Source organism: Nonomuraea sp. NPDC004702 (genome assembly GCF_053601695.1).
Window position 1 is genome coordinate 50,701 of sequence record NZ_JBSGCE010000027.1, and the last position, 25,271, is coordinate 75,971.

Annotated in this window: 27 protein-coding genes; 17 read left to right on the forward strand and 10 right to left on the reverse strand. The window is 74.9% G+C overall.

The genetic code is table 11. The features are described 5' to 3' along the window. Positions 1-13: 13 nt before the first annotated feature. A complete protein-coding gene (gene recD2 / locus ACWEJ6_RS29505) occupies positions 14-2,146 on the forward strand; it encodes an SF1B family DNA helicase RecD2 (protein ID WP_452427913.1) in 2,133 nt (710 codons plus the stop codon). 103 nt (positions 2,147-2,249) lie between these two features. Here recD2 and ACWEJ6_RS29510 read toward each other — a convergent pair whose 3' ends face one another. Genes ACWEJ6_RS29510 through ACWEJ6_RS29520 form a run of 3 tightly spaced genes read right to left on the reverse strand, consistent with a single transcriptional unit; the run spans position 2,250 to position 6,997 of the window. Then, positions 2,250-5,186, reverse strand: coding sequence for an FAD-binding and (Fe-S)-binding domain-containing protein (locus tag ACWEJ6_RS29510; RefSeq protein WP_452427915.1), 2,937 nt, complete (start codon positions 5,184-5,186; stop codon positions 2,250-2,252). 57 nt (positions 5,187-5,243) lie between these two features. Continuing rightward, positions 5,244-5,783 carry a DUF892 family protein gene (locus tag ACWEJ6_RS29515; protein ID WP_352351383.1) on the reverse strand — a complete coding sequence of 180 codons (540 nt, stop codon included), beginning with the start codon at positions 5,781-5,783 and terminating at the stop codon, positions 5,244-5,246. Next, entirely contained in the window at positions 5,780-6,997 is a 1,218-nt protein-coding gene (locus ACWEJ6_RS29520; protein WP_452427917.1) for an MFS transporter, read from the reverse strand. Before ACWEJ6_RS29520 ends, ACWEJ6_RS29515 begins: the two co-directional genes overlap by 4 nt. Positions 6,998-7,080: 83 nt before the next feature. Here ACWEJ6_RS29520 and ACWEJ6_RS29525 point away from each other — a divergent pair, with 83 nt between their 5' ends. From ACWEJ6_RS29525 to ACWEJ6_RS29555, 7 genes are all read left to right on the forward strand, one after another. Beyond that, positions 7,081-8,049, forward strand: a complete 969-nt coding sequence (locus ACWEJ6_RS29525; RefSeq protein ID WP_452427919.1) for an ArsR/SmtB family transcription factor — start codon at positions 7,081-7,083, stop codon at positions 8,047-8,049. A 35-nt stretch (positions 8,050-8,084) separates the two neighbouring features. Then, positions 8,085-8,627: an RNA 2'-phosphotransferase gene (locus tag ACWEJ6_RS29530; protein ID WP_452427921.1), complete on the forward strand. Its 543-nt coding sequence runs from the start codon at positions 8,085-8,087 to the stop codon at positions 8,625-8,627. A 78-nt stretch (positions 8,628-8,705) separates the two neighbouring features. Further along, a complete protein-coding gene (locus ACWEJ6_RS29535; protein WP_358286027.1) occupies positions 8,706-9,149 on the forward strand; it encodes a CBS domain-containing protein in 444 nt (147 codons plus the stop codon). A 74-nt stretch (positions 9,150-9,223) separates the two neighbouring features. Next, positions 9,224-9,823 (forward strand): TetR/AcrR family transcriptional regulator, encoded by a 600-nt coding sequence (locus ACWEJ6_RS29540; protein WP_452427923.1) that lies wholly within the window; start codon positions 9,224-9,226, stop codon positions 9,821-9,823. A 112-nt stretch (positions 9,824-9,935) separates the two neighbouring features. Then, on the forward strand, positions 9,936-11,372 hold the full coding sequence (locus ACWEJ6_RS29545) for an MFS transporter (RefSeq protein ID WP_452427925.1): 1,437 nt from the start codon (positions 9,936-9,938) through the stop codon (positions 11,370-11,372). 174 nt (positions 11,373-11,546) lie between these two features. Next, the gene (locus tag ACWEJ6_RS29550; RefSeq protein ID WP_358286019.1) at positions 11,547-11,909 is read left to right on the forward strand and encodes an STAS domain-containing protein; all 363 of its coding nucleotides are present in this window, start codon (positions 11,547-11,549) and stop codon (positions 11,907-11,909) included. Positions 11,910-11,991: 82 nt separating this feature from the next. Then, positions 11,992-14,253: a SpoIIE family protein phosphatase gene (locus ACWEJ6_RS29555; protein ID WP_452427927.1), complete on the forward strand. Its 2,262-nt coding sequence runs from the start codon at positions 11,992-11,994 to the stop codon at positions 14,251-14,253. 68 nt (positions 14,254-14,321) lie between these two features. Here ACWEJ6_RS29555 and ACWEJ6_RS29560 read toward each other — a convergent pair whose 3' ends face one another. Further along, the gene (locus ACWEJ6_RS29560; RefSeq protein ID WP_452427929.1) at positions 14,322-14,915 is read right to left on the reverse strand and encodes a TetR/AcrR family transcriptional regulator; all 594 of its coding nucleotides are present in this window, start codon (positions 14,913-14,915) and stop codon (positions 14,322-14,324) included. A gap of 78 nt (positions 14,916-14,993) precedes the next feature. Here ACWEJ6_RS29560 and ACWEJ6_RS29565 point away from each other — a divergent pair, with 78 nt between their 5' ends. Beyond that, a complete protein-coding gene (locus ACWEJ6_RS29565; RefSeq protein ID WP_452427931.1) occupies positions 14,994-15,947 on the forward strand; it encodes a quinone oxidoreductase family protein in 954 nt (317 codons plus the stop codon). Between the two features lie 6 nt (positions 15,948-15,953). On the opposite strand, the gene ACWEJ6_RS29570 is transcribed toward ACWEJ6_RS29565, so the two are convergent. Beyond that, positions 15,954-17,129, reverse strand: coding sequence for an acyltransferase family protein (locus tag ACWEJ6_RS29570; RefSeq protein WP_452427933.1), 1,176 nt, complete (start codon positions 17,127-17,129; stop codon positions 15,954-15,956). Positions 17,130-17,176: 47 nt separating this feature from the next. After that, the gene (locus ACWEJ6_RS29575; RefSeq protein WP_452427935.1) at positions 17,177-17,998 is read right to left on the reverse strand and encodes a class I SAM-dependent methyltransferase; all 822 of its coding nucleotides are present in this window, start codon (positions 17,996-17,998) and stop codon (positions 17,177-17,179) included. A 47-nt stretch (positions 17,999-18,045) separates the two neighbouring features. Here ACWEJ6_RS29575 and ACWEJ6_RS29580 point away from each other — a divergent pair, with 47 nt between their 5' ends. After that, entirely contained in the window at positions 18,046-18,615 is a 570-nt protein-coding gene (locus ACWEJ6_RS29580) for a cupin domain-containing protein (protein WP_387669628.1), read from the forward strand. Between the two features lie 12 nt (positions 18,616-18,627). Here ACWEJ6_RS29580 and ACWEJ6_RS29585 read toward each other — a convergent pair whose 3' ends face one another. Continuing rightward, positions 18,628-18,753 (reverse strand): hypothetical protein, encoded by a 126-nt coding sequence (locus ACWEJ6_RS29585; protein ID WP_452427937.1) that lies wholly within the window; start codon positions 18,751-18,753, stop codon positions 18,628-18,630. Positions 18,754-18,862: 109 nt separating this feature from the next. Here ACWEJ6_RS29585 and ACWEJ6_RS29590 point away from each other — a divergent pair, with 109 nt between their 5' ends. Both ACWEJ6_RS29590 and ACWEJ6_RS29595 read left to right on the forward strand, forming a co-directional pair. Next, a complete protein-coding gene (locus ACWEJ6_RS29590) occupies positions 18,863-19,294 on the forward strand; it encodes a hypothetical protein (protein WP_452427939.1) in 432 nt (143 codons plus the stop codon). Continuing rightward, the gene (locus ACWEJ6_RS29595; RefSeq protein WP_452427941.1) at positions 19,284-19,601 is read left to right on the forward strand and encodes a winged helix-turn-helix domain-containing protein; all 318 of its coding nucleotides are present in this window, start codon (positions 19,284-19,286) and stop codon (positions 19,599-19,601) included. The genes ACWEJ6_RS29590 and ACWEJ6_RS29595 overlap by 11 nt, the downstream gene beginning before the upstream one ends. Positions 19,602-19,735: 134 nt before the next feature. Here ACWEJ6_RS29595 and ACWEJ6_RS29600 read toward each other — a convergent pair whose 3' ends face one another. After that, positions 19,736-20,077, reverse strand: a complete 342-nt coding sequence (locus ACWEJ6_RS29600) for a hypothetical protein (RefSeq protein ID WP_452427943.1) — start codon at positions 20,075-20,077, stop codon at positions 19,736-19,738. 188 nt (positions 20,078-20,265) lie between these two features. Between ACWEJ6_RS29600 and ACWEJ6_RS29605 the strand changes: the two genes are divergently transcribed. The 3 genes from ACWEJ6_RS29605 (at position 20,266) to ACWEJ6_RS29615 (ending at position 22,340) form a co-directional block, all read left to right on the forward strand. Continuing rightward, positions 20,266-20,694: an ATP-binding protein gene (locus ACWEJ6_RS29605; protein ID WP_387669633.1), complete on the forward strand. Its 429-nt coding sequence runs from the start codon at positions 20,266-20,268 to the stop codon at positions 20,692-20,694. Between the two features lie 99 nt (positions 20,695-20,793). Next, complete coding sequence (locus tag ACWEJ6_RS29610; RefSeq protein WP_452427946.1) at positions 20,794-21,129, forward strand: YciI family protein; 336 nt, start codon at positions 20,794-20,796, stop codon at positions 21,127-21,129. Then, a complete protein-coding gene (locus ACWEJ6_RS29615; RefSeq protein ID WP_452427948.1) occupies positions 21,126-22,340 on the forward strand; it encodes an RNA polymerase sigma factor in 1,215 nt (404 codons plus the stop codon). The genes ACWEJ6_RS29610 and ACWEJ6_RS29615 overlap by 4 nt, the downstream gene beginning before the upstream one ends. Before the next feature lie 7 nt (positions 22,341-22,347). Here the strand turns inward: ACWEJ6_RS29615 and ACWEJ6_RS29620 are convergent, their stop codons facing one another. Continuing rightward, positions 22,348-23,079: an ankyrin repeat domain-containing protein gene (locus ACWEJ6_RS29620; RefSeq protein ID WP_452427949.1), complete on the reverse strand. Its 732-nt coding sequence runs from the start codon at positions 23,077-23,079 to the stop codon at positions 22,348-22,350. Between the two features lie 84 nt (positions 23,080-23,163). On the opposite strand from ACWEJ6_RS29620, the gene ACWEJ6_RS29625 reads away from it, so the two are divergent. Both ACWEJ6_RS29625 and ACWEJ6_RS29630 read left to right on the forward strand, forming a co-directional pair. Further along, positions 23,164-24,024 (forward strand): hypothetical protein, encoded by an 861-nt coding sequence (locus ACWEJ6_RS29625; RefSeq protein WP_452427951.1) that lies wholly within the window; start codon positions 23,164-23,166, stop codon positions 24,022-24,024. Positions 24,025-24,555: 531 nt separating this feature from the next. Further along, complete coding sequence (locus ACWEJ6_RS29630; RefSeq protein ID WP_352330153.1) at positions 24,556-24,897, forward strand: histone-like nucleoid-structuring protein Lsr2; 342 nt, start codon at positions 24,556-24,558, stop codon at positions 24,895-24,897. A gap of 129 nt (positions 24,898-25,026) precedes the next feature. Here ACWEJ6_RS29630 and ACWEJ6_RS29635 read toward each other — a convergent pair whose 3' ends face one another. After that, positions 25,027-25,200 (reverse strand): hypothetical protein, encoded by a 174-nt coding sequence (locus ACWEJ6_RS29635; protein WP_452427953.1) that lies wholly within the window; start codon positions 25,198-25,200, stop codon positions 25,027-25,029. Positions 25,201-25,271 lie beyond the last annotated feature (71 nt).

Here is a 25,271-nt window from a genome sequence, read left to right on the forward strand (position 1 = left end):
TTTGATCGCTGCTGTGGAGGCCTCGGTCGAGCAGCTCGTCTACGTCAGGGACGACGAATACACCGTCGCGCGCATGAGCGCCGAGGGCGTGCCCGACTTCGTGGCCACCGGCCGGGCGCTGTCGGGCGCGCAGCCCGGCGAGACGCTCCGGCTGACCGGCGACTGGAGCCACCACGCGCGCCACGGCAGGCGGTTCGCGGTGGCCGGGTGCGAGCGGGTAGTGCCCGCCACGGTCCGGGCGATCCGCGTCTATTTGGGGTCGGGGCTGATCCGCGGCATCGGGCCGCGGCTGGCGTACGCGATCGTCGACCACTTCGGCGAGGAGACGCTCAAGGTCATCGACGCCGAGCCGGGGCGGCTGACCGAGGTCGTCAACATCGGGCCGCTGCGGCAGGCGCAGATCGTCCAGGCGTGGCAGGAGCAGAAGGCCATCGCCGCGCTGATGGTGACGTTGCAGGGGCTGGGCGTCAGCCCGCTGCTCGCGGCCAAGATCCACCAGGTGTTCGGCGGCGAGGCCGAGGAGGTCCTGGCCACCGACCCCTACCGGCTGATCGGCCGGGTCAGGGGCATCGCCTTCCGCGTCGCCGACCGCATCGCGCTGCAGCGGGGGGTGCCCGAGCGCAGCCCGCAGCGGATCAAGGCGGCGCTGCTCGACCGGCTGGAGTCGGCGGCGGTGCGCGACGGCCACTGCTTCGTGCCGGTGCCCCATTTGGTGGCGCGGGCGGCCGAGCTGATCGAGCTCGACCCCGAGGCGGTCGGGCCGATGATCGACGCGCTGGTGGCCGAGCGGCGGGTGGTGGTCGAGGCCGACGACGAGCAGCCGGGGCGGGCGGTGGCCTACGCCAAACACGTGCACGCCCGCGAGCGGCAGCTCACCGAGCAGCTCACCCGGCTCCTGCGGGCCCGCTCCACGCTGCCGCTGCGCTCCTTCCGCGAGGACGAGACCCTCCACGACGACCAGCGCGCGGCCGTCAACATGGCGCTGACCTGCACCGTCTCGATCATCACCGGCGGGCCCGGCTGCGGCAAGAGCCACACGGTCAGGGCCGTGGCCGCCACGGTCAGGGCGTCGGGCGGCTCGGTCACGCTCACGGCCCCCACCGGCAAGGCGGCCAAACGCCTGTCGGAGCTGACCGGCATGCCCGCCATGACCATCCACCGCATGCTCGCCCACCAGCCCGACCCCGACCCGTCCACGCTGTTCGAGGAGGCGCCCGCGCAGGCCGACCTGATCGTGGTCGACGAGGCGTCGATGCTCGACCTCCACCTCGCCACCCGGCTCACGGCGGCCGTCCAGCCGGGCAGCCATCTGCTGCTCATCGGCGACAGCGACCAGCTTCCCAGCATCGGCGCCGGCGACGTGCTGGCCGACCTGCTGCGCGTGGAGGCGATCCCGCGGGTGCGGCTCACCCACGTCTTCCGCCAGGCGAGCGGCAGCGGCATCGTCGAGGCCGCCCACCTCATCCGGGCCGGCCGCATGCCGGCGACGCCGGGGCGCGGCGGGTTCTGGTTCGAGGAGCTCGACGATCCGGCGCGGGTGGCCGAGCGGGTGGCCCATCTGGCCATGGAGGCGATCCCCCGCAAGCAGGGCGTGCCGCCCGAGCAGGTGCAGGTGCTGTGCCCGATGCGCAAGGGCGAGACGGGCGCGGTCACGCTGGGCCGGCTTCTCCAGGACCGCCTCAACCCGGCGGCCGACGACAAGCCCGAGCACTGGTCGGGCTCGTCGGTGTTCCGGGTGGGCGACCGGGTCATGCCCATCCGCAACAACTACGACAAGGGGGTCTTCAACGGGGAGACCGCCACGGTCACCGCCGTGCTGCCGCAGGACCGCGTGGTCGAGGTCCGCACCGACGACGGCGAGACCGTCCAGTACGGGTTCGGCGAGCTCGACGACCTCACCCACGCCTACGCGATCAGCGTGCACCGCTCGCAGGGCAGCGAGTACCCGTTCGTGGTGGCGCCGATCGTGGCCGAGGCGGGCGGGATCATGTTGCGGCGCAAGCTGCTGTACACGCTGGTGACCCGGGCCAAGGCGTGGGTCGTGCTGGTGGGGCAGCGCGAGGCGCTGGAGCTGGCCGTCCACCGGGTGGGCCGCCCCCGCAACACCGGCCTGCCCCGCCGCCTGTCCCAAAGCCTCTCGGCCTGACCCCGGCCCCGACCGGGGCGGTGATCGGGCCGCGCCCGGCCGGGGCCGTGATGGGGACGGGCCCGGCCGGGGCCGTGAGGGGCCGTGATGGGCACGGGCCCGGTCAGTCCTGGCGGACGAGGGTCGTGGCGAGGAGTTCGGCCAGGTGGCGGCCCTGGCGTCCGGTGCCGGCGGCGGCGATCTGGGTACGGCACGAGAAGCCGTCGGCGAGCAGCTCCTCCCCCGGCCCCGCCGACCGTACGGCCGGCCAGAGCCCCTGCTCGGCGCACGCCTGCGACACCTCGTGGTGCCCCCGCTCGAACCCGAAGTTGCCGGCCTGCCCGCAGCAGCCGGAGTCGAGCACGCTGGTCCGGATGCCGAAGCGGTCGAGCACGGCCCGGTCGGCGTCGTAGCCCATGATCGCGCTCTGGTGGCAGTGCACCTGCGCGATCGCCTGCCCGCCGGTCGTGGCCGGCCGCCAGTCGGCGGCGCGCGTCTCCAGCAGCTCGGCCAGCGTCAGGAACCGCTCCGCCAGCAGCCGCGTCTCGGCCGTGTTGAGCAGTTCGGGCCCGTCGGAGCGGAACACGGCGGCGCAGCTCGGCTCCAGGCCGACCACCGGCACCCCGGCCTCGGCCCAGGGGGCGAGCGCCCCGACCGTCCGCGCCAGCACCCGCCGGGCCACCCCGAGCTGCCCGGTGCTGATCCAGGTCAGCCCGCAGCACAGCGTCACCGGCGGCACCACCACCTCGAACCCGGCCGCCTCCAGCACGTCCACGGCGGCCCGCCCGATGTGCGGGTCGAAGTGGTCGGTGAACGTGTCGGCCCACAACACCACCCGTCCCCGCGTGCCGGGCCCGCTCCGGGGACGCCGCCTGAACCAGTCGGTGAACCGCTGCCGGGCGAACCTCGGCAGCTCGCGCTCCGGCGTGATCCCCGCGACGGCCTTGACCAGCCGCGACAGTCCGGGCGCCGAGTTGACCGCGTTGACCAGGCCGGGCGCGGCCGAGGCGAGCGCGGCCCACACCGGCAGCCAGCCCATCGAGTAGTGGGCCCGGGGCCGGACGCGGCGCCGGTAGTGGTGGGCGAGGAACTCGGCCTTGTAGGTGGCCATGTCCACGTTCACCGGGCATTCGGAGCGGCAGCCCTTGCACGACAGGCACAGGTCGAGCGCGTCGCGCACGGCGGCCGACCGCCAGCCGTCGGTGATGACGTCGCCGCGCACCATCTCCTCCAGCAGGCGGGCCCGTCCGCGCGTGGAGTGCTCCTCCTCGCGGGTCACCCGGTAGCTGGGGCACATGACGCCGCCCTCGAAGGTGTGCTTGCGGCAGGTCCCGGTGCCGACGCAGCGGGTGGCGGCGTGCCCGAAACGTCCGTGGTCGTTGGGGTACTGGAAGAACGTCTGGCGCGGCTCGTGCGGGTAGAAGCGGTGCTGGGCCAGGTTCTGGTCGAGGTGGCGGGGATGGACGACCTTGCCCGGGTTCATCCGGTCGCGCGGGTCGAAGATGGCCTTGAAGCGGCCGAACACCTCCACCATCTCCTGGCCGAACATGACCGGCAGCAGCTCGGCCAGCGCCTGGCCGTCGCCGTGCTCGCCGGACAGCGAGCCGCCGTAGGAGGCGACCAGCTCGGCGGCCTCCCTGGCGAAGGCGCGGTAGCGGGCGACGCCGTCGTCGGTGTGCAGGTCGAGCGGCAGCCGGCCGTGCACGCAGCCCTGGCCGAAGTGGCCGTACAGGGCGGAGTCCTGGTAGTCGTGCGCGCGCAGCAGCCGCTCGTAGTCGCGCAGGTAGGCGCCCAGCCGCTCGGGCGGCACGGCCGCGTCCGACCAGCCCTCGTACGTCTGGCGGCCGGTCGGCGGGTAGGCCTCCACGCCGAGCCCCGACTCCCGCCACCGCCACAGCCGGTCCTCCCTGGCCGGGTCGCCGAGGAAGGCGTGCGTGGGCGTGGGCGCCTCGGCCCGCTCCCCCACGTCGCGCATCATCGTCTCGGCCCGCTCGCGCGCCTGCTCGGGCGTGTCCCCGCCGAACTGCACCAGCAGCCAGCCGCCGCCCTCGGGCAGGTCCTGGAGCGCCGGGTCGCCGGGGTGCTCGCGCTTGGCCAGCCGGTACATGGTCTCGTCCATGGCCTCCAGCGCGATCGGCGCGTGCCGGGCCACGGCCGGGACGGCGTCGGCGGCGGTGAAGACGTCCTCGAAGCCGAGCACGGCCAGCGCCCTGGCCGGCGGGGACGGCACGACGCGCAGCTCGGCGCGGAGCACGGTCACCAGCGTTCCCTCGCTGCCCGTCAGGGCGCGGGCCAGGTCGAAGCCGTTCTCGGGCAGGAGCTGGTCGAGGTTGTAGCCGGAGATGCGGCGTTCCAGCCTGGGGTAGCGGGTGCGGACCAGTTCCATGGTCTCGTCGCGCAGGTCGCGCACCTGGCGGTAGATCTCGGCCAGCCGGCCGCCCTGGGCCTGGATGCGGTCGTACTCGGCGTCGCTGGTCGGCCCCACCCAGGCGCGCACGCCGTCGTAGGTGAGGATCTCCAGCCGGAGCACCGACTGCGACATCTTCCCGTACGCCTGCGCCGAGGCCCCGCACGAGTTGTTGCCGATCATGCCGCCGATCGTGCAGGCCCGATGGCTGGACGGCCGTGGCCCGACCATCAGCCCGTACGGCGCCAGCTCGTGGTCCACCTGGTCGAGCACGGCCCCCGCCTGGACGACGACCCGGCGGCCCGCCGCGTCCACGGACTCCACCGCGCCGCAGTGCTTGGACCAGTCGATCACCACCGCCGCGTTGCAGCACTGCCCGGCCAGGCTGGTGCCGCCGCCGCGGGAGAGCACGGGCACGTCCCTGGCCCGGCACACGGCCACCGCCGCCACCCCGGCGTCCAGGTCGCGCGGCACGACGACGCCGATCGGGACCTGCCGGTAGTTGGAGGCGTCACGCGCGTAGGCGGCGCGGCTGCCCAGGTCGAAGCGCACCTCGCCGTCCACGGCCGCGGCGAGGCGGCGGCTCAGCGTCTCGACGTCGATCTCGCGGGACGGCGGCGTGTGCGTGACGGGCGTGTTGACCAGGCTCTTCATGCCGGGCACTTACCCGGGCCCGCTCACGGGCCGCCCAACGGCGGGCCAAGCCCGGTTCTAGACCCCGAGCAGGTCGGTGAGGTCGTCGGCGTGCTCCTCCTCCTCTTCCAGGATCGACTCCATGAGCCGGCGGGTGGTCGGGTCGCCCTCGCCGAGCCAGCGGATGATCTCCTGGTAGGTGGAGATGACGATGCGCTCGGCCCACAGGTTGGCCTCCAGCAGCGCCTTCAGGTCGGTGTCGGCGGGCACCTGGTAGTCGGTGTGCGAGCGCTGGACGAGCTTGGCCGGGTCGAAGTCCGGCTCGCCGCCGAGCTGGCTGACGCGTTCGGCGGCGCGCAGCGCGTGGTCCAGCTCCTCCTTGGCGTGCTCGGTGAACTCCGCCGCCACCTGCGCGCGGTCGATGCCCTTGGCCGAGATGGCGTGCCTGGTGTACCTGAGCCAGCACACCACCTCGGTGGCGATCACGTCGTTGAGGATCTCGATGACCTTCTCCGGGTCACGGCCGAAGGTCTGCGTGATCGGGCCCTCGTCCATCTTCTGCCGCACCTGCTCGCGGATCCTGGTGACGTCGAGCACGAAGTCGTCCGTCTGCGTCATGATGTGTCCTTCCCCCGGCGATTTCCCCTGGTCAACGGTAACTTCGCCGGAGCCTGCGCCGGGGTTGCGACACGGGCGGACCGCAGGCGCGGGGCCAGCGCGAGCGTGACCGCCGCCGACGCCGCGGCCAGCACGGCCATGGCCGCGCCGGGCGAGGTGTGCTCGGCCAGGGCGCCGGCGAGCGCGGCGGCCAGCCCCTGCATGGCGACCATGCCGGAGGAGTGCAGCCCGAGCGCGTGCCCGCTCAGCTCGGGGGGCGTCAGCGCCATGAGCCGCTCCTGGAGCAGCAGGGTGGCGGCGAACCCGGCCGAGGCGAGCGCGACCAGCACCGGCGACGGGTGGGCCACGAACACCAGGTACGGCAGCGCGAGCAGCAGGTACAGCGGCGTGACCAGCCGCGCCCGCCGGTGCGGCGGCACGTACCGGCCGACCAGCACGTCACCGGCGAGCATCCCGGCGGCGGCGCAGGCGAACAGCAGCCCGGCCCGGTCCGGCGCGAGCGGCACGAACAACGACTCGCAGCCGACGATCAGGCCGTTGGGCAGCCAGAGGGCGAGGTAGACGTGCCGGCGCGGCCGATCGGACCACAGGCGGGCGTTGTCGCGCCAGGTCTCGGCGGGTGAGGGCCGTCCGGACGCGCGCGGCCGCCGCCGTCCGAGCCCCAGCCCGGCCAGGGCGGCGGCCAGGTGGAGGGCCGCCGCGACGAGCAGCGTCCCGCGTGGCGACAGGACGGTCACCAGCACGCCGCCCGCGCCGAACCCGGCGATCTGCACGATCCCGGAGGACATGTTGAGCACCGACCGGCCGAGCAGGTATCCGTCCCGGTCGAGCAGCTCGTTCAGCAGCCCGTACCGGACGCCGCCGCCGAGTGCGGACAGCGCGCCGAAGGCCAGCACGACGGCGAGCATGCCCCACACGGGCAGGCCGGGCACGGCCAGGAAGGCGGCGCCGAGCGCGGCCGCCAGCGCCAGCCCGGACAGGGCGGCCCGCGGCGGCAGCCGGTCGGCCGCCGACAGCAGCGTGGCCGCGCCCACCACCTGGGCGAGCGCCGGGCCGAACATGGCCAGCCCGGACAGCAGCGGCGATCCGGTGTCGGCGTAGACGAGGGTGCCGAGGGCGAGCCCGCTCACCGTCTGCCCGGCCACCTGCCCGGACGAGACCAGGAAGAGCGGGGTGAATCCGGACCTGCCGAACAGGTCCCGGTACGTGCGCATGGGACGGCAGTCTTCGCGACCGGCGGCGGGAGGCGTTACTGTTTCGCCCACCCGCGAAACAACGCCGGGACGAGGAGGACGTGGTGGGCTTCTGGCAGGTCGACGCGGACACGCTCGCGGACGGCCGGTTCGTCCTGTCGCCGCTGGCCGAGACGATCGCCGCGCTGAAGACGCTGGACCGCGCCGTCGCCGCGCATCCCGGCGAGGACGCCTGGCTGGCCGCCCACCTGCCCGCCTACCGTGCCGGGCAGGCCGCCGACCCGGTCACGGCGCTGCTCGTCCGCGCCGCGCTGGGCCGCACGTGGAACGCGACCTTCCTCACGCCCACGCCCGAGGGAGAGGGCGAGGCGGCCTTCGAGGAAGAGGTGGCGAGCGTCCGCGACACCCCGCCCGAGCAGGCGCGCGCGGACCTGGTCGAGTCGCTGGGCGGCCCGGTGCACAGCGTGCTGCGCCGCGACGACCTGCCCGCACGCATGGCCGCCCGGCTGGAGTGGGTGTGGCACGAGACCGTGCTGCCGGCCTGGCCGCGGCGCCGCCGGATCATCGAGGCCGACGTCACCGCCCGCGCCGCGCGGCTGGGCCGGGGCGGCTGGGCGGCGGCTCTCGACGGCATGCGTCCCGGCCTGCGCTGGCTGGGCGACGGACGGCTGCAGATCAACGCCTACGACCATCCGCCGCGGGACCTGGCGGGCGCCCGGCTGATGTTCGTGCCGGTCACGCCGCGCCAGGGCTGGGTGAGCTGGCACGGCTCCCGCCGCTGCGCGATCGTCTACCCGTGCTCGGGGCCGCTGGCCGACGTCGGCCCGCCGCCCGCGCCGCAGGCGCTCGGCCGGCTGCTGGGCGGGGCGCGGGCGGGCGTGCTGGTGCTGCTGGACACCCCGAAGAGCACCACGCAGCTCGTCGCGCTCACCGGCCAGGGCCTGGGCTCGGTGGGCCGCCATCTCAAGGTGCTGCTCGACGCGGGGCTGGTCGGCCGCGTGCGGGCGGGCCGTTCGGTCCTCTACGGCCGTACGCCCGTCGGCGAAGACCTCGTACGGGCACAAACCAGCTGACCGCGCCCGCCCGTCGCTGCCACCATGGGAACCCCATGGACGAACGACGCGTGATCCGCATCTCCAAGTACCTGGCCCGGCACCTGCGCCACGACCCGCAGCGCATCGGGCTCGCCCTCGACACGGCCGGCTGGGTCGCCGTCGACGACCTGCTCGCCGCCGCCGCGGCGCACGGCTTCCCGATCACCCCCGACGAGCTGCGCCAGGTCGTGGAGACCAATGACAAGCGGCGCTACGCGATCGAGGACGGCAGGATCCGCGCCAGCCAGGGCCACTCGGTGCCGGTGGAGCTCGGCCTGCCCGCCGTGGAGCCGCCCGCGTACCTCTACCACGGGACGGTGGCCCGCAACCTGGACGCCATCCGCCGGGAGGGCCTGCGGCCGATGAGCCGCCACCACGTGCACCTGTCCCCCGACCGGGAGACCGCCGTCCGGGTGGGCGCGCGCAGGGGCAGGCCGGTGGTGCTGGCGGTCGCCGCCGGGGACATGCACGCCGGCGGCCATGTCTTCCTGCGCAGCGACAACGGCGTCTGGCTCACCGCCCACGTCCCACCTGGCCACCTGCGTTTCCCCTCCTGACCCCACCGCCGGGGAGCCTGGGGCCTTCGCCGGGCGGGAGGGGGGTTGGCTAGGCTGTGGGCCGGAGGATGATCACTCATGCGCGCACGCGATCTCGTCACGGAGTTCCCGGCGGTCACGCTCGACATGTCGGCGCTCGACGCCGCCCGGCTGCTGGCCGAGCGCGACCTGCCCGGCCTCATCGTGATCGGCGACGACGGCCGCCCCCACAGCATCCTCCCCGGCACGCAGGTGCTCCGGCTGGCCGTGCCGCGCTACTGCCAGGACGACCCGGCCCTGGCCCGGGTGGTGGACGAGGCCCACGCCGACCTGTTCCTGCGCCGGCTCGGCACGCGTACCGTCCGCGAGTGCCTGCCCGAGCAGCCGCGCGAGCTGCCGGTGGCGGACATGAAGGCCACGGTGCTCGAACTGGCGGCGCTCATGGCCCGCACGCGCAGCCCGCTGGTGGCGATCGTGGAGGACGGGCGGGTCGCCGGAGCCGTCACCCTCCAGTCCCTGCTGGATCACGCGCTCGCCCTCTGACCGCCTCCCCCGGGCCCGGTGACGCGCCGAGGGCAGCGGCGATCTCCGGCCGGGGGCGTCGTAGGCTGGGGCCCATGGGGAAGACCGCCGCCGCCCGACAGCCCGTCCCCGCCCGGCGGGCCGACGCCGAACGCAACATCGCCGCCATCCTGGAAGCCGGGACGCGGCTGCTCAGCGACGACCCGGGCGCGAGCGTGGCGGAGATCGCCAAGGCCGCGGGCGTCGGCCGGGTCACCCTGTACGGGCACTTCCCCTCCCGCGAGGCCCTGGTGGACGCCGTCCTCGACCACACCGTCGGGCTGGCCGACGCCGTCCTGGAGGACGAGGCCCTCGACACGGCTCCCGCGCCTGAGGCGATGGCCGGGCTGCTGCATTCGTCGTGGGAGATCCTCGACCGCCACCGGCGGCTCTTCGTGGCCGCCGACCGGGTGCTGCCCACCGAGCGCATCCGCGAGCACCACGACCGCCCGCTGCGCCGGGTGGAGCGCCTGATCGCCCGCGGCCAGGACGACGGCGACTTCCGCACCGACCTGCCGCTGGAGTGGCTGGTGACGACGTTCTTCGCGCTCATCCACAGCGCGGCCCAGGAACGGGAGGCCGGCCGTCTGGCCGCGGAGGAGGTCGAGCCGGTCCTGACCCGCACCATGCTCTCCCTCCTCACCTCCCCCGCCTGACACTTCCTCTTCAGGGCTCCTCCCAGTCGGCCGGTTCGCCGCGACACCCTACCGGCGTACCGTTTTGCTGTGCTTAACTTGAACACCAGTGTACAAGTTAAGGAGACCTGGGATGAGTCATCACGTCGGGACGCGGGCTGCCGCGCCCGCACAGAGCAAGGGCTGGGCGGTGCTGGCGTTGTTGTGCCTGGCGCAGTTCATGCTGATCATCGACATCACCGTCGTCCAGGTGGCCCTGCCCACCATCGGCGCCGACCTCGCGCTCGGCCGGGAGGCGCTGACCTGGGTGGTGACCACGTACACGCTGTGCTTCGGCGGCCTGATGGTCCTCGGCGGGCGGCTCGCCGACGCGCTCGGCCCCCGCCGCACGCTGCTGGCCGGGCTGGCGCTGTTCACCGCGGCCTCGCTTGTGTGCGGCCTGGCCGGCGACGGCGGCACGCTCATCGCCGGGCGGGCCGTCCAGGGGGTCGGCGCGGCGCTGCTGTCCCCCGCGGCCCTGGCCGTCGTCACCACCGTCTTCCAGGGCGAGCGCCGGGCCCGCGCGCTCGCCGTGTGGGCGGCCATCGGCGGCTCGGGCGCGGCGATCGGCGTGCTGCTCGGCGGCGTCCTGACCGACGGCCCCGGCTGGATGTGGGTGTTCTACGTGAACGTCCCCGTCGGTCTGCTGGTGCTGGCCGCCGTCCCCCGCGTCGTCCCCGTCCGCGTCAGGGACGACGCCCCGCGCGGCGGCCGGGTCGACGTCGGGGGCGCGCTGCTCGTCACGCTGGCGACCGCGCTGCTGATCTACGGGCTGGTCTCCGCCGGCGACGGCGGCTGGGGCGCCGCGGGAACCGTGCTGCCGCTGGCCGGGGCCGCCCTGTCCTATGTCGCGTTCGTGCTGGTCGAGCGGTCGGTACGGGCGCCGCTCATGCGGGTCGAGACCCTGGCCAGGCGGCCCGTCGTCTCGGGCGCGTTCGTCATGCTGGTCGCCACCGGACTGATGCTGGGCCTGTTCTTCCTCAGCTCCCTCTACCTGCAGCACGTCCTGGGCTACAGCCCCCTGCGGACCGGGCTCACGTTCCTGCCCGTCGCCGTCGCCATCACGCTCGGCGCGCACCTCGGCGGCCGTCTCATCGGCAAGGTCGGGGGCCGGCCGGTGGCCGTGGCGTCGTTCCTGCTGACCGCCGCGGGAGCGGCGCTGATGACGCGGGTCTCCCCCGAGGCGGGCGCGTTCACCACCTTGGTGCCGGGCTTCGTGCTGGCCGCCGTGGGGATCGGGCCGGCGTTCGTGACCGCCACCACCACGACGATGGCCAACGTCCCGCCCGGCGAGAACGGCGTCGCCTCCGGGGTGATCAACACCTTCCACGAGCTGGGCGGCTCGATCGGGGTGGCCGTGGTGTCCACGGTCGCCGCGTCCAGCCTGGTGCCGGGCGCGGGGGCCGGCGGCTTCACCTCGGGGCTCGTGCTGTGCGCGGTCGTCGCGGGGGCGGCGGCGGTGATCTCGCTCGGGCTCGTCCCGCCCGGCAGGCCGGCGGGCGCGTTCGTCGGCCACGGTCACGGTCACTGACGGGATGTCCCCGGCGACCCCGGGAGGCTATTCTGCTTGCGTGACTGCTCCGCCCCCCGCGGGACGCGGCTTCTCGACACACCCGGCCTGCGCCGGGGCCGGTCATCACCGGGCGCCGGGTGGCGCCCCTCCGCCGCCGGTCGCGTCGCGCCCGAGGCGCGGTGGGCAGCGGCGATGCCGCCGCTGACGCTCCTGCGCCGGGAGCAGCCGGGCGTCACCGTGATCGTGGTGTCCGGCGAGCTCGACGCCACCAACCGCGCCCAGTTCGAGAGCTTCCTGCGAGATCGTCCGGAGCCCGGTCACCAGGTCGTGTTCGACCTGGCCCGGGTGCCGTTCGTGGACAGCTCGGGCCTGCACGTCCTGCTGGCCTTCGCCACCGACCAGCTCAGGAGGTCGGGCGCGGTGCGCCTGGCCGCCGTGCAGCCCCTGCCCGCCCGGCTGCTGGACATCACCGGGGTGCTCGGGCACCTCCCCGTGCACGACACCGTCGAGGAGGCGGTGGCCGCCGCCAGGGCCGCCGCGGAACGTTCTGTGTGACGGGCGGCGCGCGGGGGCATTCTCGGCTAACTTCGGGGCTAGCAGGCGTCTGGGCGCAGGCGACGCGGTGAGGAGTCGCGCCATGGGGAGTTCAGCCGAGGAGACGGGCCTGGCCAGGCTGGCCGCGACCGTCGAACGCCTGCGCGCCGAGCTGCACGAGGTCCGCCGCGCCGCCGACGACCGCGCGCTGGTCGAGCTGGCGAAGGGCATCCTGGTCGAACGCCTGCGCTGCGCCCCGGCGCAGGCCGCCGACCAGCTCGCCACGCTCGCGGCCAGGACCGGACGGCCGCTGGCCGAGCTGGCGGCCGACGTCGTCAACCGGGCCGCCGACGACCCCATCGCCGACGCGTCCCTGACCGGCGCCGCCGGGCTCGACGGCGGTCCGGAGCCGTCCGCCGGGCACGCGGCGGCCGCGGTGCGGCTGCGCACGGCCGAGAGCGCCGCGCTCGGCGCCACGGACGTGCAGGCGGCGGCCCACGCCGTGCTGGAGACGGCCCTGCTGCCGATCGGCGCGACGGCGGTCGCGGTGTGGGCGGCCGGGCCGGACACGTCGCTGACGCTGGCCGGGCACGCGGGCTTCAGCGCCGAGGAGGCCGGGCTCTGGCGGCAGGTCCCGCCGGGCCTGGTCACGCCCGCCACCAGCACGCTGATCGAACGCCGCACGCTGTGGCACACCACGCAGGGGCCGCCCTCGATCGGCCGCCACCAGCTGACCGGCGGCCGCGTCACCGCGCTGGCCCGGCTGGGCGGACGGGTGCTCGGCGTCCTGGAGATCTGCTGGCCGGGCGACTGTCCCGAACCCACGCCCAGGATGGAACGGCAGATCGAGGCGCTGGCCGACCTGTGCGCCCTGACCCTGAACTCCCCCGGGCCGCCCGCGCGCGCCGGCGCCGCCCTGGCCGAGCTGGCCGCCCTGGCCGACTCCCTGTCCGACCCGGCGCTCGTCCTGGTGCCGCACCTCGACCCGCAGGGGCACATCGCCGACTTCCGCGTCCACCACGCCAACGGGTCGTCGGCGGTGCGGGCGGGCGGGCTGCTGCTGGAGGCGTACCCGTTCGCGGCCGGGGAGCTGTTGGCCAGGATCGAGCACGTGCACGCCACCGGCGAGCCGTTCCGCGCCGCCGACATGCCCTTCACCGCGGCCTCCACGGCCGAGGTGAGCATCACCCGCCACGGCGGAAGCGTGCTGCTCGTCCGGCGCGACCACGACGACCAGGCCCGCCTTCTTGAGCACGCCCAGCGTCTGGGCCGGATCGGCGGCTTCGAGGAGAACGCGCTCACCGGCGAGATCATGTGGAACGCCCAGATGTTCTCCCTGTACGGCCTGCCGCCGGACGCCCGGCCGGTCCCGCTGGAGCGCCTGCGCGACCACGTGCACCGCGACGACGAGGTGGCCGTGGGCCTCTTCCTGCGCACGGTGCTGCATCACCGGCGGCCGGCCGCGACGGCGTTCCGGCTCGAACGGCCCGACGGGGTGGCCCGCCATCTGCGCGTGGTGGCCGAGCCGGTGTTCGCCCCCGACGGCCGGCTGGCCGGGCTGCGGGGGGCCTACCAGGACGTCTCGCCCCAGCACTGGACGGAGGTCGCGCTGGCCGTGACCCGCGACCGGCTGGCCCACACCGAACGGCAGTCCGCCGAGCGCAACCGCCTGGCCCTGCAACTCCAGCACGCCATCATGCCGCCCGCGCACGGCCGCATGGACTCCTTCGGGCTGCGCATCTCGGTCCGCTACCGTCCGGCGCAGAAGGAGGACCTGGTCGGCGGCGACTGGTACGACGCGGTCGTGCTGCCGTCGGAGCGCATCCTGCTGTCGGTGGGCGACGTGGCCGGGCACGGCGTCGAGGCCGCCACGGGCTTGGTGGTGCTGCGCAACGCGCTGCGCGGCCTGGCCGCCACCGGCGCGGGCCCGGCCCGGCTGCTGAGCTGGCTCAACCTGGTCGCCCGGCACCTGGCCGACCGCATGACGGCGACCGCGATCTGCGGCCTGTACGACCCCGCCACCCGCGTCCTGCGCTGGGCCAGGGCCGGGCACCTGCCGCCGATCCTGCTGCGCGGCGCCCAGGGCACCGAGCTGCCGATGGTCAAGGGGCCACTGCTCGGCGCGTTCGCCGACGCCGTCTACGAGGAGGGGCGGCTGCAGCTGGAGGCCGACGACACGCTGCTGCTCTACACCGACGGCCTGATCGAGCGGCGCGACCACAATCTGCGCCACGCCCAGGACCGGCTGCTGGCCGTCGCCTCGCGGACCGCCGCGACCCTCGACCACCGGCTCGACGACCTGCTCACCCACTGCAACTCCGACACCGACGACGACACCTGCCTGATCGGCGTGCACGTGCGCTGAGCCGGGCGTGCGAAGGGGCCGGGCACCGGGCCGGGCGGCGGGCGCCGGGCCGGGCGGCGGGCGCCGGGTCAGGCGGCGGGCGGGAGGAGGCCGAGCCGGTCGAAGGCCGCGGCCACGCTCGGGGCCAGCGCCGCCGGGTCGTCGCCGGCGACGGCGCGGCCGGCGGTGTAGCAGGCCAGCGCGAGCTGCGGGGCCAGGGCCGCCGTCTCGGGGGTGGCGCCGTGCTCGCGCAGGATCTCGGTCATCGTCTCGGCGAAGCGGCGCTGCTTGCGCGCCGTGCGGTCGCCGAGCTCGGGATGATCGGCGATCAGCCGTTCGCGCAGGACGTAGCGGCCGGGGTCGAGGGTGGCCCTGGCGCACAGGGCGAGGGTGAGCTCGCGCACCTGGGCAAGCGCCTCGGGCAGGCCGGGCGGGCGGTCGCCGCGCAGCTCGCGGTGGTGGGCGGCCAGGCCGTCGAGCCAGTCGTGCTCCCCCGCGAAGACGACCTCCTGCTTGTCGCCGAAGTAGCGGAAGAACGTGGTGCGGCCCACCTCGGCGCGCTCGGCGATGTCGGCGACCGTCACCTCGTCGTAGCCGCGCTCGGCGAAGAGCCGGTAGGCCGCCTCGATGATCTCGTCGCGGGCTCGCTGTCGCTTGCGGTCGCGCAGGGAGGGCTCGGTCACGGGCCCAGTCTAGCGCTTATGGACGGCGTCCCTTATGGTACTCAGTACCATTTGAAACTGGATTCCATTGGAGTTGCCATGCGAGCCGTGCAGATCACCGAGTTCGGCGGTCCCGAGGTCGTGCGGGTGCGGGAGGTGGACGAGCCGCGGCCCGGCCCCGGCCAGGTCGTCGTGGACGTCTCGCGCTGCGGCGTGAACTTCGCCGACACGCTGATGCGCGAGAACGCCTACCTGGCCGCGACCACGCTGCCGGTCGTCCCGGGCGGCGAGGTGGTCGGCAGGACCGCCGACGGCCGCCGCCTGGCCGCCATGCTGGAGCGCGGCGGCTACGCCGAGAAGGCCGCGATCCCGGAGGCGTCCGCCTTCCCGGTGCCCGAGGAGCTCGACGACGTCGCGGCGGTGGCCCTGCTGGCCCAGGGGCTGACCGCGTGGTGGCTGGTCCGCCACACCGGCCGGGTCCAGGCCGGGGAGAGCGTGGTCGTGCACGCGGCGGCGGGCGGCGTCGGCTCGCTGGCGGTGCAGCTCGCCAAGGCGGCGGGCGCGGGCCGGGTGATCGCCTCGGCGAGCACGCCCGCCAAGCGGGAGCTCGCCCTGTCGCTGGGCGCGGACGCCGCCGTCGACCCGGCCGCCGACGACCTCACCGCGGCGCTGCGCGCCGCCAACGGCGGCGAGCCCGTGGACGTGGTCCTGGAGATGACCGGCGGCCGGGTCACCGACCAGAGCCTGGCGGCGCTGGCGCCGTTCGGCCGGCTGGCCTTCTACGGGATGGCGGGCGGGGTGGAGCCGCAGCCGGTCTCGCCGCGCGCGCTCCAGCCCCGCTCGGCGACCGTCAGCGGCTTCTGGCTGCTCAACGCCTTCCAGCGGCCCGCCGTCCTGGCCGGGGCGTACGCGGAGATGGCGGCGCAGGTGATCGCGGGCGAGCTGCGGGTGATCGTGGGCGGGGACCGTCCGATGTCGGAGGTGCGGCAGGTGCACGCGGAGCTCAGGGAACGGCGTACGACCGGCAAGCTCGTGCTCGACCCGCGCCGGTAGGAGCTCCTAGGAGGCGGTCAGGCGGCGGCCGAGCCGCTGCATCGGGCGTTCGAGGAAACGGTAGGTCAGCCGGCTGCCCGGCAGCACGAGGGCGAGGAAGAGCACGCTGACGCCGATCTGCAGGGGCAGCGGCGACCAGCGCATCTCCCCCGCCACCTCCATCACCACGAGGAGCACCGGCAGGTGCACCAGGTAGAGGGAGTAGCTCATCAGCCCGAGCCAGGTGAGCACGGCGGGCACCCGGCGGGCCCGCCAGGCCAGACCGGCCGCGAACGTGAGCCCGGCCAGGACGACGGTCGTGCCCCACACGTCCGGCTGCACCCACCACCACCCGGCGCTGAGCGCCCAGACGGGGGCGACCGTCACCAGCGAGGCGGCCAGGGCCACCGGCCACAGGGAACCCTGGCCGCTCTCCCACCGGCGGATCGCCGTGCCGGTGAACATGACCGCGAGGATCGCCGCCCCGAACCACGGGACGCGGCTGCTCAGCAGCAGCAGGGCCAGGGCCATGACGCCGAGCGCGCACGCCGCCACGTTGCGCAGCCGGCCGGAGACGACGCCGGCCAGCCCGGCGGCGAACACCGCGAACGACACCCACGACAGCCAGCCGCCGGTCAGCGGCGCCGCGCTCAGCGCGAGGCCCGCCACGACCGCGGTCACCCCGAACGCGACGGCGACCAGGCCGCGCCGGTCGCGGACGCCGGTCACGAACAGGGCGGTGACCATCAGGTAGAAGACCATCTCGTAGGAGAGCGTCCACATCGTGTTCATCACCCCGGCGACGCCGACGACGTCCAGCAGCATCGTGGCGTGCGCCGCGGCCGAGGAGGCGTCCCTGGGCACCTCGGCGCGTACCGGGATCCACCAGGACAGGGCCAGGACCACGGCGATGACGGCGAGGTAGAGCGGGTAGAGGCGGAAGGCGCGGCCGATCCAGAAGGCCCGCACGTCGCCGTGCCGTTCCAGTGACGACGGGATGATGTAGCCGCTGACCAGGAAGAACACCAGGACGCCGTACACGCCCAGGTTGAAGAAGGTCGGGCGCAGCCAGGGCATGGCCCAGGTGGTCAGGTGCTCGCCGACGACGGCGAGCGCGCCGACGCCACGCAGGGCGTCCAGCCAGGCGAGCCTGGACGCCTCCGGACGAACGACCTGGGGGGCGCCAAAGGGAGCAGTCGTCACGCATCCCAACGTATCGGTCCCGCTGGCAACACCCGGGCTCCCCAGGGTCAGGGACGGCGGGCCGCCCAGGCGGTCCGGGTGCCGCGCACGACGAGCTCGCGGCGTCGGAGGGACTCCGGCGAGTCGGCGGAGAGCAGCCGGTCGAGGGCGGCCAGGTCGTCGGCGGCCAGGTGCCCGGCGAGCCGCGACCGGTAGCCGCTCAGCACCGCCCGCGCGTAGCGGACGGCCCCCGGCGGCGCCGGACGCACCTCGATCGGGAAGTCGCGCCGCGCGGCCACCTCGAACCCGGCCGCCGCCAGGACCGGCCCCCAGTCCGGGTACGGGTCCGGGCCGCTGCCCGCCAGCGCCTCCCGGCAGCGCGCCTCCAGCGCCGCCCCGGCGTCGTCGGACAGCAGGCGCGGCATGCCGTCCATCTCGACGACCGCCAGCAGTCCGCCGGGGGGCAGCGCGGCGTGCACCTCGCGGAGCAGCCGCGCCGGGTCCTCGACGTGGTGCAGCGACGCCGCCGCCCACACCAGGTCCGGCGTGCCGAGCGGCGGCAGGGCCGCGTCCAGGTCGGCCTGGAGCACGCGCACCCGCTCCCCCAGCCCCTGGCCGCGCGCCGCCGCGCGCAGGCGGTCGAGCATGAGCGGCGACCGGTCGACCGCGACGATGTCGGCGGCGGGGAACCGCCGGGCCAGGGCCAGCGTGCCGGTTCCGGTGCCGGCGCCCAGGTCGGCGACCGTGCGCGGGGTGCGGTCGGCCTGCTCGCCGACCCAGGCGGTCAGCTCGTCCAGGAAAGGCCCGAGCACTTCGGCGTCCAGGTCGAGAAGGTCCGCCAGGGCTGATTCGTCGCCATGGTGATGTTCGTGGTGGTGATGTCCTTCCATGGCTTCACCGTAAGGGGCTCCTGCGTGTGCGGCATACACTCTTGCCTATGACGCAAGAAGTCGACCTGGACGCCGTGGTCCGGCGGCGCATCCGCGGCCTGCGGCTGGCCCGGGGCTGGTCGCTCGACGCCCTGGCCGCGCGGTGCCGGCTGAGCCCGTCCAACCTGAGCCGCATCGAGACCGGCCACCGCCGGATCGCCCTCGACCAGCTCGTCCCCATCGCGCGGGCCCTCGGCACGACGCTCGACCAGCTCGTCGAGTCCACCGAGGACGACGACGTGGTGATCCGGCCGCTGCCCTGCGACCACCCGGGGATGACCGTGTGGCTGCTGTCCCGGGAACGTTCGCTGCACGGCGTCACGGTGGCCAAGATGCGCATCACCCCCGACCGGCCGCTCGAACCGCAGGCGCATCCGGGGCGCGAGTGGTTCACCGTCCTGTCCGGGACGGCCCGCCTGGTGCTGGGCGAGCGGACCGTCCTGGTGCCGGCGGGCGACGCGGCCGAGTTCTCGACCATGACCCCGCACGCCGTCGGCGCCCACGACGGGCCGGTGGAGTTGCTCACCATCTTCGACCACGACGGCGAGCGCTCCCACCTGCACGCGGGCCAGGCGTAGGCGCGGCGGCCGTCAGGCGCAGGCGTACCCGGACGGGAGCGCGGTGTCGCCGTCCGGGCGGGTCGCCTGGAGGCCGGGGCCGGTGGTGGTGGTTCCGGAGGCGAGGGTGCCGTTGTGCGCGGCGTTCCTGGTGGTCACCGGGCGAACGTCACACATGTCGGCGTCCGACAGTTAGGGAACCGGCTGATGCACTTTTGCGAGGCAAAAGTAGATGCTACGGTGAAAGTACTTCTACCGAGGAGGTCCCATGCGCGATCACGTCGACGCCCACGCCGCCCGTCAGGCGTTGCAGGCGGCCGAGGCGGCGCGGGCGGCGGCCCGTTCGCGGCCGGCCGCCCCCGGCTGGTTCGCCCCGGCGCGCGGGCTGCTGTTCGCGGTCGGCTTCGGGCTGCTCACCGGGCCCTGGGCGCAGCAGGTGCCGGTGATGGTGGCGGGGATCGTGGCCCTGCTGGCCTTCCTGGCCGTGCACGCGGCGGTGATCAGCCGCGGCGGGGTCGTCACCATGCCGGGCGGCCCGCTCCCCCGCCGGCTGATGAACCAGCTCGGCCCCGCCGCCGTCTACGGTCTGGGCTGGCTCGCCGCCATCCCGTTCGGGCAGGGCGCGGGCGCGGTGTGCGCCGCCGTGCTCGGCGGGGCCGCGTTGTGGGCGGTCACGGCACTGGACGGCCATGCCCGCTGACCCCCGGCTGGACGAGGTCATCCAGCATCCCACCCGGCTGACCGTCATGGCGTTCCTGTCGGGCGCGCTGGAGGCGGAGTTCGCCACGGTCCGCGACTACGCCGAGATCTCCGACGCCAGCGTCAGCCGGATCGTCTCCGCCCTGCAGGAGGCCGGTTACGTGCACGTGCGCAAGGGTTACGTCGGCAAGCGCCCCCGCACGTGGCTCTCGCTGACCCAGGAGGGCCGCCGCGCACTGGCCGGGCACCTCGACGCGCTCCAGGCGATCGCCGAGACGGCCCGCCGGAGCGCCGCCGGCCCCACCTGACCCGGCCGCCCGCAGACCCTACGGGGCCCTACCCGACCCAGGCTCGCGCAGCCCGCGAGAGGCCCGAGATGACCCGGCCGCCCGCGGAGGGCCCGGCTGTTCCGGGTGCCCGCAGATCCTTGGCGGGAGCCCGGTCAGCCGCCGCCGGTCCCGGCCGGGCCCATGCGGCCGGTGGGCCACGGGGTCTCCGGATGTGCCTGGCGCCAGGTCAGCAACTGGCGGTCCAGCCGCTCCCGGTCGGTGAGGCGCGGCCTGGCCGGCCGCACGCCCGTACGTTCGAGCAGCCCGCTCGCGGCCTCCGCCAGCCGCAGCCGGGCCGGCGCGAACCGGCGCCGCAGCAGGTCGGCGGTCACCGCCGCGGTCAGCACCGAGGCCGGCCACAGCGCGGCCCTGCCCAGCCCACCGCTTGCCGTGATCTGGCCGCTCCCCTTGCGATGGTCGATGCCCGTGCTCTGGTCGCCGTCGCCATGCCGCATTCGTCAGCCTCCGGGTTCGTCTGGGGACCGTGGGCGTGCCGGAAGTTTCTGCACTTATGGCGCTACCCGGTCCTGCGCCCCTCATGCCGCCGACTTGCGAACGGCGGCGGTACACGTTTGAGTGGCCGCCGGCGGGAAAGCTGGAGACTGGCCCGCCACCCCATCCGACCCCGCCACGCGAGACGATCATGACCCTTCAGTTCGAGCTCCAGTGCCCCATCAGCACTGACCTTGCCCTCATCAGGGACCTGATCCGCGTCCACGGCCGCCACTGCGGGCTGCCCGCCGACCGGCTGGAGGACCTGGTGGTGGCGGTCAACGAGGCGGTCACCAACGTGCTGGACCACGGCGGCCGGACGGGCATGGTGACCTCCCGCGGCGGCGCCGACGGCGTGATCGTCGAGATCCTCGACGTCGCCGGCCGGCTCACCCACGAGCACCTGGCCTCGGCCCGCCTCGACCCGACCGCCTCCCACGGGTACGGCCTGTGGGTCATCCAGCAGCTCTGCGACGAGGTCGTCCTGGAGCAGACCGGGCTCGGCTCGCTGCTGACGCTCGACCTGCGGGCCCGTCGCGGGGCCGGCCGCCTGGACGCGCGCCGCGTCGTGCCGGCCTGACCCTTCTCTCTCCGCGAAAGAAATCTCGGCGGACGACGTCCGGTTCCGTCGGTCCCGTTCGTCACCATGGTGAGACGCCGTCCAAACGAGGAGCGCGAGATGAAGTACATGATGTTCGTCTGCACCGACACCGAGCCCGACACCGACCTGGAGAACCTGCCCGACGTCGAGGCGTGGGTGGCCGAGAACGACGCCCGCGGGCGGCGGGTGCGCGGCGCGGTGCTGGCGCCGGAGTCGGCCGCGACCACCGTGCGGGTGCGCCGCGGCGAGCTGGTCCTGTCCGACGGGCCGTTCGCCGAGACCAAAGAGGTGATCGTGGGCTTCGACCTGCTCGAATGCGCCGACCTCGACGAGGCGGTCGAGGTCGCCCGCAGCCACCCGATGGCCAGGCACGGACGGCTGGAGCTGCGACCGTTCGCCGACTTCGAGCAGTGAGACGGCACCTGGAGGAGGCGGCGGCGGAGGCGTACCCGCGGATCGTCGCCGCCCTCATCCGGGTCACCGGCGACTGGACCCTCGCCGAGGACTGCGCCCAGGAGGCGCTGGCGCTGGCCGTGCGGCGGTGGCCGGAGGAGGGCGTGCCGTCCAACCCGGGCGGCTGGCTCATGACGGTGGCGCGCAACCGCGCGATCGACGCGTTGCGCCGCGTCTCGATCGAGCGCCGCAAGCTGGCCGAGCTGGCGGCGCTGGCCCTGACCGTCCAGGACGGGCCCGGGGACGGGCGGGAGGAGGAGGTCGTGGACGACCGGCTGCGGCTCGTCTTCACGTGCTGCCATCCGGCGCTGGCCCTGGAGTCGCGGGTGGCGCTGACGTTGCGGACGATCTGCGGCGTGCCCACGGCCGACCTCGCCCGCGCCTTCCTGGTCACCGAGTCGGCGATGACCCGGCGGCTGACCAGGGCGAAGCGGAAGATCGCCGAGGCGGGCATCCCGTACCGGGTGCCGCAGGGGGCGGCGCTGGCCGAGCGGCTGCCCGGGGTGCTGGCCGTCCTCTACCTGCTGTTCACGCAGGGGTACGACGCCGGCGGCGAGCCCGCGTTCGCCGAGGAGGCGATCCGGCTGGCGCGGCTGCTGCGGCGGCTCATGCCGGAGCAGGAGGAGGTGACGGCGCTGCTGGCGCTGTTCCTCCTGCAGCACTCCCGCCGGGACGCCCGCCGCGACGCCGCCGGCGACCTGGTGCCCCTCGACCGGCAGGACCGCTCCCGCTGGGACCGGGCCGCGATCGGCGAGGGGCTCGCCCTGCTGGCCGCGGTCGAGGGCGGCGGCCCGTACGGGCTCCAGGCCCGCATCGCCGCCTGCCACGCCACGGCGTCCTCGCTGCCCGGCACCGACTGGTCGCGGATCGCCCGCTGCTACGACGAGCTGGCCCTGCTCCACCCCACGCCCGTGGTGGAGCTGAACCGGGCCGTCGCGCACGGGTACGCCCACGGGCCGCGGGCCGGGCTCGCGCTGCTGGAGCGCTCCCGCGCCGAGCTCGACGGCCATCCGCTGGCCATCGCCGCCGAGGCCGACCTCACCGCCCGCGACGGCGACCCGGCCCGCGCGGCGGCGCTGTTCCGGCGGGCCGCCGCCGTCGCCCACAGCGACCAGGAACGCCGCGCCCTCCTCACCCGCGCCACCGAGACCGCGCGCGACGCGAGGCCCTGAGCGGGGGTCAGCCTGCGGGGTGCCGGGGGCCTGGGCGGGCGCCGCGTGCCGTGAGCCAGGACACCAGGTCGTCGGCGCCGGCGCGGCGGGCGGCGTCCAGCGGGGTCAGCTCGTCGTAGCCCACCCAGCCGAGGTCGCCGCCGCGCTCCAGGAGGAACGCCGCGGCCTGCGACTGCCCGCCGTGGCAGGCCGCCCACAACCCCTGCGTCACCTCCGCCCGCGACGGCGTCCCGGCCTCGAACGCCGCCGCGACCCGGTCCATGAGCCCGAGGGCCGCGGCCTCCCACAACCGGGCGGACGCGCCGCGCTCGACGAGGCGGCGGGCGGCGTCCCATTGGGCGAAGGCGCACGCGTCCGACAGCGCCGTGCCGCCGCCGATCACCGCGCCGGTGGCCTCGACGTCGGCCCCGGCGTCCAGCAGGGCGTCGAGCACGGGGACGTCGTCGCAGCTCGCGGCCCACATCAGCGGCGTCTCGGCGTGCGGGCCGGCGAAGCGGGCGTCCACCTCGGCCCCGGCCGCCACCAGCTCCCGTACCAGGGCGGGACCGCCCGGCACGTGGCCCGGCCAGTCGGTGAGGACGTGCAGGAGGGTCCGGGACACCCCGCCCGCCTCGCCCAGCCGGACGCGGGCCAGCCCGGGATGCCCGGACAGCAGACGCCGTACGCCGTCGAGGTCGCCGAGCCGCACGGCCGCCGCCGCCGACACCGCCAGCGGGTCCGCCGCATCCAGGTAGCGCATGGGCCCATTGTCACGAGCCCCGGCCCGTCCCGCCACGGATCAGCTGGAGGCCGCCCCGGCCGGGCGCGGGCTAGGTTGGGCGGCATGGGCACCGAGCACGCGCACTACGTGATCGTCGACGCGGGCGGCCATCGGGTCTGGTCACGCTGGGGCGGCGCGGGCACCTTCTACGGCGACCTGCTGCGCGGCCCCGACCGGCTGGCCGCCTTCGTGCGCGAGCAGGAGCACGGCCACGCCCTCGGCTGGGGCGACGCGGTGCGCTGGCAGGCCGTGGCCGTGCTGGACGTGTCCCGCCGCCTGCTGCTCGTCCACTGCTCCCTGGAGATCCGCGGGCCCGTGTGGCGCACGTCCGTGCCGGAGATCCGGGCGTGGCTGGGCCTGCTCGCCGCGCGGTGGCCCGGCTGGACGGTGAAGTGGGCGGCCCGCGGCCTCCACGAGGTCATGGAGCACCTCGGGCTCGGCTACGACACCGTCGCCGGCCTCGACGACCCGCCGGCGCCGCTGCCGCCGCAATGGGGTCAGGGCCCGGCGGAGGACGACGACCTGTCGGTGGTCGCCGACACCCTCGTGGCCGTACGGGACACCACCGGGAGGCTGTCGTTCGCCGGCTGGTGGGGCACCGGCCTGGCGCGCGTGCTGCTCGCCGGCCCCGCCGCCCTGCTGAGCCCCCAGGAGCGGGCGACGCCCTTCGCGGCGCTGGAGGCCGTCCCCTGGAACGGCGTGCACCTCGACGCCGCCGCCCGAACGCTCGACTGGTGGTCGCTGGACTGCTCGCTGCCCCCGTCGCGGCCGGCCGAGCGCTGGCCCGGCTGGCGGCTGACCTGTCATCAGGACGCCTTCGAGGAGGTGGCCGCGCTCGCAGCCCCCGAGCTCCTGCTCGACCTCGACGGCCCGGACGCCGCCCTCCGCCGCGTCACGGAGTGGTTCGGCCGCCCCGCCCGATAAATCGGTCAGAAACAAAAGGGCGGAAGACGGCCGGGCCCGTCGCATTCGCCCTTGCACTTCTACGCCTTGCCCGGAGTTGACGCCATAGGGCCCCGCCGGCGCACAGCTCGCGGGGCGCCGGAAAACCGTGTGCCGAAGCCGGGAAGCGACGGCGGCGCGCACGCGGGAGCGGCGCGGACACATTGAAGCACACCTTTGAATTCATCTTCGATAAGATGCGCACCGCCCTGGCCGCCGCCTTCCCGCGGCTGCCCCGTCCGCGTGCCCGCGCCGGGCGGCCCCGTGTCCGCCGCGACCGCCCGCCCGCCCCGCGACCTGGAACATGACCCGGGCATTCGCAGGTGAGATACGTGAGGCGGCCGCCGTGACACCCTGGGCACGCGCGGTTCCGGCCGCGTTTGAAATGCGTTTGACAGGCGGTGTGCCCGGCGAGTTCTCCGCGTTCACCGGCGCCGGGCCGAGCTAAGTTGCCCGCACGCTACTGAAGGGCGCTACAGTACGCAACAACCGTATCGAGCATGGAGTGCCACCATGGCTAAGCAGATTCAAGAGATTCTCATCGACGATGTAGACGGTGGGGAGGCTCATGAGACCGTCGTCTTTGCACTCGATGGCAGCAGCTACGAGATTGACCTTCATGAGGAGAAGGCGGACGCGCTGCGGAAAGCACTGGCGCCCTTCATCGTGAAGGCCCGTCCTGTTCGCGTGGATCGCGGTGGGCGCGGGCGCCGGGCGGCCGTCACCGGCAGCCGCGCGTTGAGCCGGGAGAAGTCTTCGGAGATCCGGCAGTGGGCCAAGGCCAACGGCCTGCCCGTCAGCGAGCGCGGCCGCATCGCCGCCTCGGTGGTCGAGAAGTACGAGGCTGCCCACTAGGCCGCCCACCAGGACGACGTCAGGAGCGCGCGGGCCGGCGGAGCAGTCCGGCCAGCCTGAGCGCCGCCACGACGGCCACCGCGAGGTGCGCCGAGACCAGGGCGATCTGGTAGACCCGCTGCCCGGCCATCATCGGCAGCGGCGCCGCCTGGGGGCGAGGGCGTCCAGGAACGTCGGGTTGAGCCCGGCGGCGACCGCCATGAGGGCGCCGATCACGTCCATGGCGCGCAGGACACCGACCCCGCCGAGCAGCACCGGGCCGAGCGCCCGTCCGGCGGGGACAGCGGTGGTGGAAACCGGCATGTCCGTCTCCTGTCAGAGTGGTCCGGGTGACAGCTCCCATGCTCGGCGAACGCCCGTGGCGCAGACCTGGG

Coding starts and splice junctions, on each gene's coding strand:
- ACWEJ6_RS29510 (WP_452427915.1), bottom strand. CDS start 5,186: ATGAAGAGCCTGGTCAACACGCCCGTCACGCACACGCCGCCGTCCCGC.
- ACWEJ6_RS29515 (WP_352351383.1), bottom strand. CDS start 5,783: ATGACGCAGACGGACGACTTCGTGCTCGACGTCACCAGGATCCGCGAG.
- ACWEJ6_RS29520 (WP_452427917.1), bottom strand. CDS start 6,997: ATGCGCACGTACCGGGACCTGTTCGGCAGGTCCGGATTCACCCCGCTC.
- ACWEJ6_RS29530 (WP_452427921.1), top strand. CDS start 8,085: ATGGACGAACGACGCGTGATCCGCATCTCCAAGTACCTGGCCCGGCAC.
- ACWEJ6_RS29535 (WP_358286027.1), top strand. CDS start 8,706: ATGCGCGCACGCGATCTCGTCACGGAGTTCCCGGCGGTCACGCTCGAC.
- ACWEJ6_RS29540 (WP_452427923.1), top strand. CDS start 9,224: ATGGGGAAGACCGCCGCCGCCCGACAGCCCGTCCCCGCCCGGCGGGCC.
- ACWEJ6_RS29545 (WP_452427925.1), top strand. CDS start 9,936: ATGAGTCATCACGTCGGGACGCGGGCTGCCGCGCCCGCACAGAGCAAG.
- ACWEJ6_RS29550 (WP_358286019.1), top strand. CDS start 11,547: ATGCCGCCGCTGACGCTCCTGCGCCGGGAGCAGCCGGGCGTCACCGTG.
- ACWEJ6_RS29555 (WP_452427927.1), top strand. CDS start 11,992: ATGGGGAGTTCAGCCGAGGAGACGGGCCTGGCCAGGCTGGCCGCGACC.
- ACWEJ6_RS29565 (WP_452427931.1), top strand. CDS start 14,994: ATGCGAGCCGTGCAGATCACCGAGTTCGGCGGTCCCGAGGTCGTGCGG.
- ACWEJ6_RS29575 (WP_452427935.1), bottom strand. CDS start 17,998: ATGGAAGGACATCACCACCACGAACATCACCATGGCGACGAATCAGCC.
- ACWEJ6_RS29580 (WP_387669628.1), top strand. CDS start 18,046: ATGACGCAAGAAGTCGACCTGGACGCCGTGGTCCGGCGGCGCATCCGC.
- ACWEJ6_RS29590 (WP_452427939.1), top strand. CDS start 18,863: ATGCGCGATCACGTCGACGCCCACGCCGCCCGTCAGGCGTTGCAGGCG.
- ACWEJ6_RS29595 (WP_452427941.1), top strand. CDS start 19,284: ATGCCCGCTGACCCCCGGCTGGACGAGGTCATCCAGCATCCCACCCGG.
- ACWEJ6_RS29600 (WP_452427943.1), bottom strand. CDS start 20,077: ATGCGGCATGGCGACGGCGACCAGAGCACGGGCATCGACCATCGCAAG.
- ACWEJ6_RS29605 (WP_387669633.1), top strand. CDS start 20,266: ATGACCCTTCAGTTCGAGCTCCAGTGCCCCATCAGCACTGACCTTGCC.
- ACWEJ6_RS29610 (WP_452427946.1), top strand. CDS start 20,794: ATGAAGTACATGATGTTCGTCTGCACCGACACCGAGCCCGACACCGAC.
- ACWEJ6_RS29620 (WP_452427949.1), bottom strand. CDS start 23,079: ATGCGCTACCTGGATGCGGCGGACCCGCTGGCGGTGTCGGCGGCGGCG.
- ACWEJ6_RS29625 (WP_452427951.1), top strand. CDS start 23,164: ATGGGCACCGAGCACGCGCACTACGTGATCGTCGACGCGGGCGGCCAT.
- ACWEJ6_RS29630 (WP_352330153.1), top strand. CDS start 24,556: ATGGCTAAGCAGATTCAAGAGATTCTCATCGACGATGTAGACGGTGGG.
- ACWEJ6_RS29635 (WP_452427953.1), bottom strand. CDS start 25,200: ATGCCGGTTTCCACCACCGCTGTCCCCGCCGGACGGGCGCTCGGCCCG.